The organism is Arthrobacter sp. 01L42, from assembly GCF_056400005.1.
On the sequence record NZ_JBFTSL010000020.1, the window covers coordinates 26,166 to 39,955 of the forward strand.

Consider the following 13,790-nt stretch of genomic DNA (forward strand, 5'->3'; position numbering starts at 1 on the left):
ACCATGCAGAGGGCAGCCGGCCCTCGTGCCGCTGGCGGGTGCGGCCGTGAAGAGGTATGCGGATGCGCACTCTCGTTCTGAATGCTGGATATGAACCGCTGGCGGTCATCACCTTCCGCCGGGCGCTCGTCCTTGTCCTGACCGGAAAGGCCAGCGTGGTGGCCGAAGGGGACGACCCCGTGGTCGGCCCCCAGGACATTTTGGGCCGCCCGTCCGTGATCCTGCTGAACCGCTACATCCGGCCCAGGTACAACACAATGACTGCGGTGAGCCGCCGCGGCGTGCTGCGCCGGGATGCCCACCGCTGCGCGTACTGCGGCAAGGCTGCCCACACCATCGACCACATCCAGCCCAAATCGCGGGGCGGGGCCGACTCCTGGGAGAATCTGGTGGCGGCGTGCCTGCGGTGCAACAACGCCAAGAGCGACCATACGCCGGCGGAGATGGGCTGGAAGATCGGTTTTGTTCCGGGCCCGCCAAAGGGTGCCATCTGGCAGATCAAGGAACTCGAGAAGCCGACGCCGGCCTGGGATCCGTTCCTGCTGCCTGAATCGGCTGCCTGATCTGCCCCCTTGCTGATTGATCAGCAGGTGAAGGCGCTGCCGGCGCACGTGACGGCTTGTTCGGTGGCCGCTGTCGCCGCGCTAGGCTGAAACGATGGAGTTCGATGCCATCATTCTCGCCGGGGGGCGGTCCTCACGCCTCGGCGGCGTGCCCAAATCCGGGCTGGTCTACGACGGCGCCACCCTCCTGGAGCGGTCACTGCGGGCCGCCGGCGCGGCGGGGCGCACCGTCGTCGTGGGCCCCGACCCCGGGGGCCTGCCCGGCGGCGTCCTGACCTGCCGGGAAGAGCCGCCCTTCGCGGGTCCGGCCGCAGCCATCGCGGCGGGGCTGGCCGCCCTGGCCGCCGATCACGCGAGCCGGCACGCAGTAGCCGCGCCCTATACCCTCGTCCTGGCGTGTGACATGCCCCGGTCGGAAGGCGCGGTCCATGCCCTGGCCGAGGCGCTGGCCGCGTCCGGTGCAGGCACGCCGGAAAGGGACGCGGCCGACGGCGTCATGGCCGTCTCGGCCGACGGCCGGAAACAGCCGCTCGCGGGCTTTTATGGCACGGCCGTGCTACATCGTTCTGTCGCGGACGCCGCGTCCCGGGACCGGCTGGAAAACGCGTCGGTGTTCGCCCTTCTTGCTAGGCTGGACGTGCGGGAAGTTCGCGTTCCCCCGGGTTCCACGGATGACGTCGACACCTGGGATGACGCGTCCGCACTGGGGGTATCCGGCAGGATTCCCGACGGCGGTCCGGGCTCCGGCCCGGCTCTGCACAGCTGAACTCGACCATGGAGGCAAACGGTGAAAAGCCAGGACGAAACACTGGAAGACTGGTGCCGTGCCCTGCTCCAGGCCCTGGAGCTGGACGACGTTGAGATTGACGTGAATGAGGTCCTCGCCCTGGCCGGCGTGGCCGCCCATTCCGTGGTGCGCCCGGCGGCACCGCTGACCACATTCATTGCCGGCTTTGCGGCCGGCCTGGCCTCAGGCTCCGGGCAGGCCACGGACTCCGTGTCCATGGAGTCCGCGATGGCCGTGGCCCGCCGGCTCGCCAAGGACTACGCAGCCGCCGAAACTTCCGGGGCATGACGGCTGCGGCCCCGGACGGCAACGGCCCCACCACCGCCGCAGGTGGAGATGGCGGCAGAGATGGCGGTGAAGATGGCGTCAACGATACCGGCGGAAATGGCGTCGGAACTGGCGGTGGAGAGGCTCCCGTAGACGGCCCTGGTGGCCCTCACATCGCGGCGCACCAGGATGCAGCGGGCGAAGACACTGCGGACCAGGATGCAGCGGACGAGGAGGCAGGGGACCAGGGCGCCGCGGACCAGGACGCCGCGGACCAGGACGCCGCGGACCAGGACGCCGCGGACGAGGACACTGCCGCGGAGCCGCACAGGCACCTGGCCCACACGTGGCAGGAGGCCCGGCAACTCGCGTTCGAGTGCGCCGTTCCCATCCCGGCCGCCCCTGTTCCGCTGCGGCAGGCGCTCGGCCGGACGCTCGCGGCGGACGTCGTTGCCCGGCAGGACATGCCCCATTACGCTTCCTCTGCCATGGACGGCTGGGCCGTCAACGGCAGCGGCCCCTGGATCCTGGCCGAACCCGGCCAGCGTCTGGCACCACATCAGGCCAGCCCGATTGCCACCGGCGGCCTCATCCCGCCCGGGGCCAAGGCCGTGTTGCGCAGCGAAAGCGGCATCATCGACGTCGACGAGGACGGCCTGCCCGTCCTGAAGCTGGGCGGCACCGCGAAGCCGGGAGACCCGCGCAACGGCGACCACATCAGGAAGGCCGGGGAGGAAGCCGCCGCCGGGGACGTACTGATCAAGCGCGGCACGGTCCTGAACCCGGCCCATCTGGCCCTCGCCGCGCTGGCCGGAAGTGACACCCTTCCCGTGCTCGGCAAGGCCGTGGTCCGCCTCGTTTTCACTGGCTCCGAGGTCGTGACGAGCGGGATACCGGCACCCGGGCAGGTCCGCGACACCTTCGGACCCCAACTGGCCGCCGTGGTGGGAATGCTCGGCGGGATCTGTACCGAAGAAGTGAAAGTCGGCGACACCTACGCCGAGTGGCTCGCCGCCCTCGAGGACACCGATCCTGCCGGTGAAAACCTGCCTGCCGACGTCGTGGTCACCACCGGCGGCACGGGGCGCTCCGGGACAGACCACCTCAGGCGCTCGGTCGCCGAGCTCGGCGGCCGCCTGCTGATCGACGGAATCGCCATGCGCCCGGGCCACCCCGCCGTGCTGGCCGAGCTGCCGGACGGCCGTTACATCCTCGGCCTGCCAGGAAACCCGCTAGCGGCCATGATGGCGCTGTCCACGATCGGTGCCCCACTCCTGGCGGCACTCGGGCACAGCGCGATCCCCCCGCTCAGCGAGGTGCCCTGCGGCTCGACAATTGACGCCGACCCGGGCCGGACCCGGCTCATGCCCTTCCGGCTGCTCTATGGCATGGCATCGCCGGCGCAGCACACCGGCCCGGGAATGATGCGGGGGCTGGCCGCCGCCGACGGTGTGCTGGTGGTCCCGCCCCATGGCGTGCAGCTGGGGGAACTGGTCCCCGCCTTCGCCCTCCCGTGGGGTGCGCCGTTGCCTGACGCGTCGGCAGCGGCCGCCGAACAGAAGCCGGCGGCGAAGCGGACCGCCAGGAAAACCTCGGCCAGTGACGGGCCGGTGGACTGGAGTGCCCTTTTGGGCTGAGTCCTGGCCCGCTGCGCCGGCGCGGAGACAAGGCACGCCGCCAGGATCAGGCACTTACAATGATGGAACCAGCCAAAGATTCAAACAGCCGCTAGCTTCAAACAGCGGCACACTATGTTGCTTAGGAGCACCGGATGGGCCGTGTGACACAGCGCCGCAAGGTGCACAAGATCGTCCTGGACGGGTCCCCGCAGGCCCTCGAATTCCCGGTCCGGCACCGAGAGGACGTCCTTGCCGTCGAGGAACCGCTGGAAATCCGGCTCGGCAACATGTCATTCTCCGTCACCATGCGAACGCCGGGCAATGACTTCGACCTCGTCGCAGGCTTCCTCGTCTCGGAGGGGATCATCTGGGCTCCCGAACAGCTGGTCTCGCTCAGGTTCTGCGCCGGCGAAGACGCCGACGGCATGCAGACGTTCAACGTGGTGGAGGCGCAGCTCAGGCCCGACGTCGTACGACCCGATACCGGACGCAACGTCTTCACCTCCAGTTCCTGCGGCATCTGCGGCACTGACTCGATCGATGCCGTACGGAAGTCCTCGCACTACAGCCCGGCACACGATCCGCTGACCGTCCCCGTCGAAACGCTCGCGGCCCTCCCGGACGCCCTGCGGTCCGCCCAGGAGGTCTTCGAAGTCACCGGCGGCGTGCACGCCGCCGGGCTCTTCAGGATCTCCGACGACGGCTCGGCCGAATTGCTGTGCCTGCGCGAAGACGTGGGCCGGCACAACGCGGTGGACAAGGTGGTGGGCTGGGCGCTCCGCGAAGGCCTGCTCCCGCTCCGGGGCACCGTACTGCAGGTGTCCGGCCGTGCATCGTTCGAGCTCGTCCAAAAGGCTGCCCTCGCCGGCATCCCGGTCCTCGCCGCTGTCAGTGCCCCCTCCAGCCTGGCCGTCGAGCTCGCCGAGGCCAGCGGGATGACACTGGCCGGGTTCAGCCGCGGGACCAGCCTGAACGTGTACGCGGGCCAGCAACGCGTAGCCGTTCCGGCGCCCGCGGCCGGCTAGGGGCAACAGTTGGCCAACGGGTTCTCCGCGGCGTAAGTTTTATCCATCGATTGGAGTCGATCGGACCCCCCAGCGCTGAAGAGGATCACATTGCACGACGACCGCCGTCTTACGGAAGTCCGGCTGGACCGCTTTCTGCGTGACCGGATCGGGCCGGCCGTCTACCCGCGCAGCGTGCCGCTGACGCTAAGCAACTGGGACGCGCCGGACGAACCCGTGCCAGTGCTCGAGGCCCTGCGGCAGGAGTTCACGCCCCAGGAACACGGCGTGGCCTGGGGCCGGCCCTGGAGCACCAAGTGGCTCCGGCTCCGGGGTGAGGTGCCGGACGCCTGGGGAACCGCGGCCGGAACCTCCGTGGAAGTCCTCGTGGACCTCGGCTTCAGCGGCGACCTCCCGGGATTCCAGTGCGAAGGCATTGCCTGGCGGTCCGACGGGACCATCATCAAGGCGATCTCGCCGCGGAACCAGTACATCCCGCTCAAGCTCCTGGGCAGTGGCATGGCCGTTGACTTCTACGTCGAAGCCGCGGCCAATCCCGACTTGTCCCAGAACTGGACTTTCGCCGCCACCCCCTACGGCGACAAGGCGACGTCGGGCAGCGAGCCGAAGTACCGCCTCGGCAGGATCGCCATCGCCGAACGCAACCAGACCGTCTGGGAACTGCAGCAGGACATCCTCACGCTCAGCGGGCTGATGCACGAACTGCCCATGGACCTGCCCCGCCGCCACGACATCCTGCGGTCGCTCGAACGCATGCTGGACATCATGGACCCCGACGACGTTGCCGGGACCGCGGAGGCCGGACGGGCCGCCTTGGCCGGAGCCCTGTCCCGGCCGGCCTATGCCTCGGCGCACCAGCTCGTGGCCACGGGCCACGCCCACATCGATTCGGCCTGGTTGTGGCCGGTCCGGGAAACCATCCGCAAGTGCGCCCGGACGTTCTCCAACGTCGTCGCCCTGATGGACGAGAATCCCGATTTCATCTTTTCGTGCTCCTCCGCCCAGCAGCTCGCGTGGATGAAGGAGTACTATCCGGAGCTCTTCGGGCGCATCCGGGACAAGGTCCGCGCCGGCCAGTTCGTTCCCGTCGGTGGGATGTGGGTCGAATCCGACTCCAACATGCCCGGCGGCGAGGCCATGGCACGGCAGTTCCTCGAGGGTAAAAGCTTCTTCCTGGCCGAATTCGGGGTCGATTGCCAGGAGGCGTGGCTGCCGGACACCTTCGGGTATTCCGCCGCCCTGCCGCAGATCATCAAGGCCGCAGGCAGCCGCTGGTTCCTGACCCAGAAGATCTCCTGGAACCAGGTCAACAGGATGCCTCACCACACCTTCAACTGGGAAGGAATCGACGGCACCCGCATCTTCACCCATTTCCCACCGGTGGACAGCTACAACTCCGACCTCAGTGCCCGGGACCTGGCGCACGCAGAACGGAACTACCGGGACCACGGACGCGGAGGCACGTCGCTGGTTCCGTTCGGGTACGGCGACGGCGGCGGGGGCCCAACCCGCGAGATGCTGGCCGCAGCGCAGCGAACGGCGGATCTGGAAGGATCCCCGAAGGTGCGGGTCGGCTCGGCGGCCAGCTTCTTCAGCCAGGCCCAGGCCGAGTATGAGCCCCTTCCGGTCTGGGTGGGGGAGATGTACCTGGAACTGCACCGCGGCACCTACACCAGCCAGGCCAAGACCAAGCTGGGGAACAGGCGCAGCGAGCACCTCCTCCGGGAAGCCGAGCTCTGGAGTGCCACCGCGGCTGTGCGGACCGGGCACCGCTACCCGGCTGCGGAGCTCAAGCGCCTCTGGCGGCTGGTCCTGCTGCAGCAGTTTCACGACATCCTGCCGGGAAGTTCCATCGCCTGGGTCCACCAGGACGCCGAACGGAACTACGCCGCCGTCGAACGGGGACTGGAAGCGATCATCACGAACGCCGCGGCGGCGGCCCTCGGCACCGGCAGCCGGAAATTCCTGCTCAACGCCGCCCCGCACGAGCGCCTGGGCGTGCCGGCCCTGGCGGCTGCTGAACCGGTCCGGCCCGGGCAGCCGGTAGAGGTCACTGAGGACGGCGGCGGCTACATCCTGGACAATGGCATCATCCGTGCCGTGGTGGATGCCCGCGGACTGCTGGTCTCCCTCACGGACCGGGCCACCGGACGCGAGGCGATTGCTCCCGGCGAGGTGGGAAACCTCCTGGAGCTGCACCGGGACACGCCCAATGAATGGGACGCGTGGGACATCGACGCCTTCTACCGCAGGAACGTCGTCCGTCTGGAACAGGCGCTTTCGGTGGCACTGGAGCGCGACCCCCGGGGCGAAAACCCGGACGCCGTCGTGGTGGTGGAGCGGATGGCCGGGTCCTCCGCGGTGACCCAACGGATTACACTAGCGCCGGGTGCAGACTCGCTCGCGATCACTACGGCCGTGGACTGGCAGGAGAGCGAAAAGCTGCTCAAGCTGGGCTTTGCATTGGATGTCAGGGCCGACCGGTCGGCGGCGGAGACGCAGTTCGGGCACGTGTTCCGCCCGACCCATGTCAACACGTCCTGGGAGGCCGCGAAATTCGAAATCTGCGCCCACCGCTGGATCCACGTCGCCGAGCCGGGCTATGGGGTGGCGATCTCCAACGCTTCCAGCTATGGCCACGACGTCACCCGCAATGTCCGGGAGGGCGACGGCGGCACCACCACCACAGTGCGGCTCTCGCTCCTGCGGGCACCGAAGTTTCCGGATCCCGGCGCGGACCAGGGCAGGCACGAGCTGCACGTCACGGTCCGTCCGGGCGCCACGATCGCCGACGCCGTCGAAGAGGGCTACCGCACCAACCTGGCGCCGCGGATGGTGCACGGGGCGCACGGGGTGGAACCGCTGGTCACGGTGGTCAATCAGGCCCTCGTCATTGAAGCGGTCAAACTCGCTGAAGACGGTTCCGGGGATGTGATTGTCCGGCTCTACGAAGCACTGGGGGAGCGGTCCACCGGCGCGGTGAAGGCCAATTTCCCGGTCCGCGGGCTGCACGCCGTGGATCTGTTGGAACGGCCCGTCGATGCCCCGGGAGTGACGGCGGGCGGCAATTCCGCCGAGCTGACGTTGCGGCCCTTCCAGCTGGTCACGCTGAGGTTTGTGCGCTGACAGGCAGGGCCGCCTGACGCCGCCTTTCCCGCAGGGGAATCCGGCCGGCAGTGTCGGGGAATCCGAATACTGTCGGGAACAACCGGAAAACCCCTTAAACAGGCTGAGTGGGAGCGGTCCTACCGGACCGCTACCACTCATCCCCCCAATGGCGCTTGGACGGCTGCCTCTGCTTCGCACGGCTGACTTCCGTACACGAAGCGATTGCCGCATTCACACATTCATGATTCTCTCACGGTCTAATGATTTTGTGAATGCCTACTTTTGGTTCTTGCGAAATGTTGCGCGAGCGTTATGAGATTCTTTGGCGGCGAGCCCGGAAGCCCAGAACAGTCCCAGGCCCAGGACATAGCCCAGGACGGCCAAATAGTTGACCGTCTGCTGAGCGAGGGTCCACGCTTTCGGGGCGAAGGAGGCAGGTACGCTGCAGGCGGTGGCGAGGGCGCCGAGGCATGTCAGGAGGGCCGCGGCACGCACCAGCCGCGGCAGCTGGCTCCTGGTGGTGGCCACCAATGCCGGCAGCAGGGCGAGGGAGACGAAAGCAGGATAGGTGCGGCCGGCCGCGGCGTAGAACGGCGCCAGGGCGGCATTGCGTCCCCCGTTGTCCGCGATGTCCAGCATGCCGGCCGAGGACCCGCGGGTGTCCATGAAGAAGAAGGTCACCGCCACGACGACGGCGCTGAGGGCCAGGGCCCAGCGCCCTGCCGGCCCAGCGATGAGGCGGTAGCCGGGCTCGTCTGCCAGGCCCCGCGCCACGCGCAGACCGACCAGCAGGACCGCGGCGAATACGAGGAAGCGCAAGATCAGGTGGGCGAGGTTCCATCCCCCCAGCGCCCCATCGATCGCCTCATAGGGGCCGGGCACCGAGAGCAGGCTGCACAGGGTCGCGAGCACCAGGATCCAGAAGACGGTCCTGTTCCGCCCCTGGACCGCATCCGGAACGCGGAGGAGGAGCACCACGGTGCAGATGATCAGCGTGCCCCACTGGAGGGTTGCAATCATTCCCGGTTCTCCCACATCGCTTGCCTGCTCAGCCCCAAAGTGGTCAGATCATGCCAGCATGCTTCTTCGGCGCACGCTTCGCAAGCGTCTTAGCCAGCCAGATCATGCACAGTCCCAGGACCAGGCACAGGACCGCCGAGTAGTTGATGACGAACCGCATGAACCCGAGGGGCGGAGGGATGACCGGGGAGAGCAGGCTGAGGCAGATGGCCACGGTGCCCACGGCCAGCAACCCGGCGCTGGACCGGACAAGGGCCGGAAGTCCGCTGCGCAGGGTCCGCAGCATCGCCGGAAACAGGGCCGCGGTGATGAACGCGGGGTACAGGCGCCCGGCGGCCCCGTAATACTCCACCAGGGCGGCATTGCGGCCGTCCTTGGCGAACACGGCGACCAAACCCGCCGAGGAGCCGGCGGTATCCATCATGAGGAAGACCACCACCACCACAGCCGAGGCGGCAGCGGCTACTGCGATGCCGATGGGGCCGGTGATGAGCCGCAGGGCGTCGCACGCGCTGAAGCCCCGGGCCATCCGGAGACCAAGGAAGAAGATGACGGCGAAAATGACGAAGCGCAGCAGCAGGTTGGCGACGTTCATGCCTCCCAGGGCTTGGTCCACGGCCAGATACGGGGCATCGATGCTGAGCAGGATCGCCAGGGTCATCAGCGCAAGGATCCAGAACAGGGACCGGTTTTCACCCCGCAGGACACTGGGCACGCGGACGAGCGTGGCGACGCAGCACACTGCCAGTGTGGTCCACTGCAGGATCGCGATCATCCGAGGTTCTCCCAAATCGTTTGTGTTTGTGCCTGCTCCTGCTCATGGCGCCGCAGCGATTTTCCGAGCGCCTGAAGACGTTCCCCGGCCAGGGCGCTAAGGTCGCCGTCGGAAAGAGCGTCCAACGCGGCTTGCTTCGCTCCGGCCGTCCAGCCGGCCTCAGCCTCAGTTATCAGGCCCGTGGCGACGAGCCCGCCCGTGAAGCCTACGCCCGCCGCGCGGGCCGTCGCGACCGCAAGCTCGGGGGACAGCCGGTTTGCCGTGAGCTGCGCGGAGTAATTTTGCGGTGCCACCCCGGTGGCGGCCGAAACCCGGTGGCGCAATTCACCATCGTCAATCGCATCCACCCAGTTCCGGACCGACGTGGCGTGCGGTGCGGGGCTCAGAGCCGGGGTCATTGAGCTGCCCTGGTCACCGTAGCCGCCGTAGGCCGGGGAAGAACGCGAAATGACGGCGCGCAACAGGTCCATAGTGGCGACCTGGCTGACGAGTTCGGCCGGGGTCGGCGGCTGCGGCGGGGCGGCCAGCTCCGCATAGTGCTCGAAGGAAGCGAGTTCCGCCAGCGGACTCAAATCCAGGGCCCGGCTGATGCTGACCAGGGTGGTTTCGGCCACCTTCCCGCGGACCAACTGCTGGGCGAAGGTGGTGCGCTTGATCCCGGAGATCCGGCAGAGATCGGCTGTGCTCGCGGACGGGGCAACCCGATGAAGCCAGAGTTGGAACGCCTTTGCGGGTAGTGGCATCTAGGGCTTCCTGCGGAGTCGACGGGCAGTATGGCTACTGGCATGCGGTGGGGCAGCGGCGATTGAGGCGGGGGGTGGCGGCGGTGTGGCGGTGTTGGCTGGGATTTTGCGTGAGGTCCTAATTCAACTATGCTAAATGGTCGAACCCGCTGGTCCGTACACCCCCCAAGTCCGGACCGGCGGGTTCTTCTATGCCCGGCCGGTTTTCTGTCCCGTCCGGACCCGCAGTTTCTCCCAGACGGGAGGCCCGTTTTGGGCCGCAGTGAGAGGATGAAGTAATGACTGCAACCCTTGTTGCCAAGGATCTTTCCGGTGGACACGATCACCGCACACTCTTCTCGAAGCTGTCCCTGACCGTAGCCCCCGGCGACGTCGTCGGCGTCGTCGGCGCCAATGGTGCCGGCAAATCAACCCTGCTGCGGCTGCTGGCCGGCGTCGACGGTCCGCAGGAAGGCACCGTGAGCCTGGCCCCCGCCGACGCCTTTGTCGGCTGGCTGCCGCAGGAACACGAACGGATTGCCGGCGAAACGGTCGCGGGCTACATCGCCCGGCGCACCGGCTGTGCCCAGGCGACCCTGGAGATGGAATCCACCGCGGAGGCGCTGGGCTCCGGCGCTCCGGGCTCCGACGACGCCTACTCCCTGGCCTTCGACCGCTGGATGGCCTCCGGCGCCGCTGACCTGGAGGACCGCATCCCGTCCGTCTTGGCGGACCTTGGCCTCGATGTGGGCCCCGACGCCGGAATGACTGGCCTGTCCGGTGGCCAGGCGGCCCGCGTGGCGCTCGCCGCCCTGCTGCTGAGCCGGTTCGACATCGTGCTCCTGGACGAACCCACCAACGACCTGGACCTCAACGGCCTGGCCAAGCTCGAGGCCTTCGTGCAGGGCCTGCGCGGCGGCGCCGTCCTGGTCTCGCATGACCGCGAGTTCCTGGCGCGCTGCGTCACCACGATCGTGGAACTGGATCTGGCCCAGAACTCGGTGGCGGTATACGACGGCGGCTACGAGGCCTACCTGGAGGAACGCGCCGTTGCCCGCCGGCACGCCCGGGAACGCTTCGAGGAGTACGCGAACACCAAGGCGGACCTCGTCTCCCGGGCCCGCACCCAGCGCGAATGGAGCTCCCAGGGCGTCCGCAACGCCATGAAGAAGAACCCGGACAACGACAAGATCCGCCGGGCGGCCAGCACCGAGTCCTCCGAGAAGCAGGGCCAGAAGGTCCGGCAGATGGAGTCCCGCATCGCCCGGCTCGAAGAAGTGGAAGAGCCGCGCAAGGAATGGCAGCTGCAGTTCAGCATCGGGGCGGCACCCCGCTCCAGCGCCGTCGTGGCCACCTTGCGCGACGCCGTCGCGGTGCAGGGCGACTTCACTCTCGGCCCGGTGAACCTGCAGCTGAATGCGGGGGAGCGGATCGGGATCACGGGTCCCAACGGCGCCGGCAAATCCACCCTGCTCCGGCTCCTGCTCGGCGTCCAGCAGCCCGACTCCGGTGACGCGTCCATGGGCGCGTCCGTGGCCGTCGGCGAGATCGACCAGGCGCGCGGGCTCTTGGCCGGCGGACTGTTGCTCGCAGATGCCGTTGAGGCCGTCCTGACAGAGCAGACCCCGGCCGAGGTGCGCACCCTGTTGGCCAAATTCGGCCTCAAAGCCGATCACACCAACCGGGCCGTGGACTCCCTCTCCCCGGGGGAACGGACCCGGGCAGCCCTGGCGCTGCTGCAGGCCCGCGGCGTGAACCTGCTCGTTCTGGACGAACCCACCAACCACCTTGACCTGCCCGCCATCGAACAGCTCGAGGAAGCCCTCGACAGCTATGACGGCGCGCTGCTGCTGGTCACCCACGACCGCCGGCTGCTGGAAAACGTCCGCCTGGACGTGCGCTGGAACGTCGAAAACGGCGTCGTCACCGAACTGCACGCCGATGCCCCGAAAGGCAACACCAAATGAGCATGGACCGGGTCGCCTGGAGCTCCCTCTACAACATCACCCGCGCCTCCAGCGGGTCCAAGCCGTTCTCGAAGGAGACCCTGAAGCGCGTCTTCAGTTTTGCCCGCCCCCACCGCGGCAAACTGATCGCCTTCGTCCTGCTGTCCATCGTGATGGCCTTCCTGGCCGTCGCCACCCCGGTCCTCGCCGGGCAGGTGGTCGACGCGATCATCGCCCACGCGGAGGCCTCCACGGTGATCTGGCTCGCCGTCCTGATCGCCGTCGTCGCGATCGCCGAGGCCGGAATCGGCTTGGTGACGCGCTGGATGTCCTCCACGATCGGCGAGGGCGTGATCGTGGACCTGCGCACGAAGGTCTTCGACCACGTCCAAAAGATGCCGATCGCGTTCTTCACCCGGACCCGGACCGGGGCCCTGGTCAGCCGGCTGAACAACGATGTCATTGGCGCGCAGTCAGCCTTCGCCGGCACGCTCTCCGGCGTGGTCAGCAACGTCGTGGCCCTGGCGCTGACCCTCGCGGTGATGCTGAACAAATCGTGGCTTGTGACCGTGCTCGCCATGATCCTGCTGCCGATCTTCTTGATCCCGGCCCGCCGGATGGGCTCCAAGCTGGCCGATCTGCGGCGCGAAGCCGCCGAACACAACGCCACCATGGGCACCCAGATGACCGAGCGCTTCTCCGCGCCCGGCGCCACGCTGGTCAAGCTCTTCGGCCGCCCCGACGAGGAATCCCGCGAGTTCGCCCTCCGGGCCGGCCGCGTCCGGGACATCGGCGTCCGCACCGCCATGCTGCAGTTCACCTTCGTCACGGCGCTGACACTGGTCTCGGCCTTGGCACTGGCACTGGTCTACGGCCTGGGCGGCTGGCTCGCGCTCGCCGGGCAGTTGAACGCGGGCGACGTCGTCGTGCTGGCACTGCTGCTCACCCGCCTGTACGCGCCGCTCACGGCACTTTCAAACGCACGGGTCGAGATCATGAGCGCCCTGGTCAGCTTCGAACGCGTCTTCGAGATCCTGGACCTCAAGCCGCTCATCCAGCAGAAGCCGGACGCGGTGGCCTCCCCGCCAGGTCCGCTCTCGGTGGAGTTCGACAACGTCCGCTTCGCCTACCCCTCGGCGGACAAAGTCTCGCTGGCCTCCCTGGAGGACGTGCTGACCCTGGACACCCGCGGCGGCGAGGAAGTGCTGCACGGCATCAACTTCCGGGTGGAGCCGGGCCAGACGGTGGCCCTCGTCGGCTCCTCCGGGGCAGGCAAGTCGACCATTGCGCAGCTCCTGTCACGCCTGTACGACGTCGACTCCGGCGCCATCCGCTTCGGCGGCACGACGCCCGGCGCGGGCGTGGACGTCCGTGACCTCACGTTCGACTCGATGCGCGCGACCCTCGGCATGGTGACGCAGGACGGTCACCTGTTCCACGAGAGCATCGCCTCCAACCTGCGCCTGGCCCGGCCGGAGGCCACCGAAGAGCAGATGTGGGATGCGTTGCGCCGCGCCCGGCTCGAAGACATGATCCGGTCCCTGCCCGATGGGCTGGACACCGTGGTGGGGGAACGCGGCTACCGGCTCTCCGGTGGCGAGCGGCAACGCCTGACGATCGCCCGCCTGCTGATCGCCCAGCCGCGGGTGGTCATCCTCGACGAAGCCACCGCCGCGCTGGATTCGACCAACGAGGCCGCCGTCCAGGAGGCGTTGGGCGCCGCGCTGGAAGGCCGTACCGCCGTCGTGATCGCCCACCGTCTCTCGACGATCCGTGCGGCGGACGCGATCCTGGTGGTGGAGGACGGCTCGATCGTGGAGCGCGGTACCCACCGGGAGCTTCTTGCCGCCGAGGGCCGCTATGCGGAGCTGTACCGGACGCAGTTCTCCGAGGCCAGTGCGGTGGCCCAGGAATCCGTGCCCGGTTACTGAGCCGCCGTTTGGAAGCCGGCGTAGGAG

The 13,790-nt window shown here is 68.3% G+C and carries 11 protein-coding genes; 8 read left to right on the forward strand and 3 right to left on the reverse strand.

Annotated features, from left to right (window positions below):
• Positions 1 to 62 precede the first annotated feature (62 nt).
• The 6 genes from AC1DN2_RS17020 to AC1DN2_RS17045 all read left to right on the forward strand — a co-directional run bounded on the left by AC1DN2_RS17020 (position 63) and on the right by AC1DN2_RS17045 (position 7,387).
• On the forward strand, positions 63 to 563 hold the full coding sequence (locus AC1DN2_RS17020) for an HNH endonuclease (RefSeq protein WP_026266867.1): 501 nt from the start codon (positions 63 to 65) through the stop codon (positions 561 to 563).
• Between the two features lie 94 nt (positions 564 to 657).
• The gene (gene mobA, locus AC1DN2_RS17025) at positions 658 to 1,329 is read left to right on the forward strand and encodes a molybdenum cofactor guanylyltransferase (RefSeq protein ID WP_476851274.1); all 672 of its coding nucleotides are present in this window, start codon (positions 658 to 660) and stop codon (positions 1,327 to 1,329) included.
• 21 nt (positions 1,330 to 1,350) lie between these two features.
• The gene (locus tag AC1DN2_RS17030; protein WP_079555354.1) at positions 1,351 to 1,638 is read left to right on the forward strand and encodes a DUF6457 domain-containing protein; all 288 of its coding nucleotides are present in this window, start codon (positions 1,351 to 1,353) and stop codon (positions 1,636 to 1,638) included.
• Positions 1,635 to 3,254 carry a molybdopterin molybdotransferase MoeA gene (locus AC1DN2_RS17035; protein WP_476851275.1) on the forward strand — a complete coding sequence of 540 codons (1,620 nt, stop codon included), beginning with the start codon at positions 1,635 to 1,637 and terminating at the stop codon, positions 3,252 to 3,254. The genes AC1DN2_RS17030 and AC1DN2_RS17035 overlap by 4 nt, the downstream gene beginning before the upstream one ends.
• A 134-nt stretch (positions 3,255 to 3,388) precedes the next feature.
• Positions 3,389 to 4,261, forward strand: a complete 873-nt coding sequence (gene fdhD / locus AC1DN2_RS17040; RefSeq protein WP_223914284.1) for a formate dehydrogenase accessory sulfurtransferase FdhD — start codon at positions 3,389 to 3,391, stop codon at positions 4,259 to 4,261.
• Positions 4,262 to 4,351: 90 nt separating this feature from the next.
• Positions 4,352 to 7,387 (forward strand): alpha-mannosidase, encoded by a 3,036-nt coding sequence (locus AC1DN2_RS17045; RefSeq protein ID WP_476851276.1) that lies wholly within the window; start codon positions 4,352 to 4,354, stop codon positions 7,385 to 7,387.
• Between the two features lie 258 nt (positions 7,388 to 7,645).
• Here AC1DN2_RS17045 and AC1DN2_RS17050 read toward each other — a convergent pair whose 3' ends face one another.
• The 3 genes from AC1DN2_RS17050 to AC1DN2_RS17060 are packed head-to-tail and all read right to left on the reverse strand — an operon-like array spanning position 7,646 to position 9,907.
• A complete protein-coding gene (locus AC1DN2_RS17050; protein WP_476851277.1) occupies positions 7,646 to 8,389 on the reverse strand; it encodes a hypothetical protein in 744 nt (247 codons plus the stop codon).
• 43 nt (positions 8,390 to 8,432) lie between these two features.
• Positions 8,433 to 9,164, reverse strand: coding sequence for a hypothetical protein (locus AC1DN2_RS17055; RefSeq protein WP_476851278.1), 732 nt, complete (start codon positions 9,162 to 9,164; stop codon positions 8,433 to 8,435).
• Positions 9,161 to 9,907, reverse strand: a complete 747-nt coding sequence (locus tag AC1DN2_RS17060; RefSeq protein ID WP_476851279.1) for a hypothetical protein — start codon at positions 9,905 to 9,907, stop codon at positions 9,161 to 9,163. The genes AC1DN2_RS17055 and AC1DN2_RS17060 overlap by 4 nt, the downstream gene beginning before the upstream one ends.
• A gap of 278 nt (positions 9,908 to 10,185) precedes the next feature.
• Here AC1DN2_RS17060 and AC1DN2_RS17065 point away from each other — a divergent pair, with 278 nt between their 5' ends.
• Both AC1DN2_RS17065 and AC1DN2_RS17070 read left to right on the forward strand, forming a co-directional pair.
• Complete coding sequence (locus AC1DN2_RS17065; RefSeq protein WP_223914280.1) at positions 10,186 to 11,853, forward strand: ABC-F family ATP-binding cassette domain-containing protein; 1,668 nt, start codon at positions 10,186 to 10,188, stop codon at positions 11,851 to 11,853.
• Entirely contained in the window at positions 11,850 to 13,763 is a 1,914-nt protein-coding gene (locus AC1DN2_RS17070) for an ABC transporter ATP-binding protein (RefSeq protein WP_476851280.1), read from the forward strand. Before AC1DN2_RS17065 ends, AC1DN2_RS17070 begins: the two co-directional genes overlap by 4 nt.
• The last annotated feature ends 27 nt before the right edge of the window (positions 13,764 to 13,790 follow it).

Coding starts and splice junctions, on each gene's coding strand:
- AC1DN2_RS17020 (WP_026266867.1), top strand. CDS start 63: ATGCGCACTCTCGTTCTGAATGCTGGATATGAACCGCTGGCGGTCATC.
- mobA (WP_476851274.1), top strand. CDS start 658: ATGGAGTTCGATGCCATCATTCTCGCCGGGGGGCGGTCCTCACGCCTC.
- AC1DN2_RS17035 (WP_476851275.1), top strand. CDS start 1,635: ATGACGGCTGCGGCCCCGGACGGCAACGGCCCCACCACCGCCGCAGGT.
- fdhD (WP_223914284.1), top strand. CDS start 3,389: ATGGGCCGTGTGACACAGCGCCGCAAGGTGCACAAGATCGTCCTGGAC.
- AC1DN2_RS17050 (WP_476851277.1), bottom strand. CDS start 8,389: ATGATTGCAACCCTCCAGTGGGGCACGCTGATCATCTGCACCGTGGTG.
- AC1DN2_RS17055 (WP_476851278.1), bottom strand. CDS start 9,164: ATGATCGCGATCCTGCAGTGGACCACACTGGCAGTGTGCTGCGTCGCC.
- AC1DN2_RS17060 (WP_476851279.1), bottom strand. CDS start 9,907: ATGCCACTACCCGCAAAGGCGTTCCAACTCTGGCTTCATCGGGTTGCC.
- AC1DN2_RS17065 (WP_223914280.1), top strand. CDS start 10,186: ATGACTGCAACCCTTGTTGCCAAGGATCTTTCCGGTGGACACGATCAC.
- AC1DN2_RS17070 (WP_476851280.1), top strand. CDS start 11,850: ATGAGCATGGACCGGGTCGCCTGGAGCTCCCTCTACAACATCACCCGC.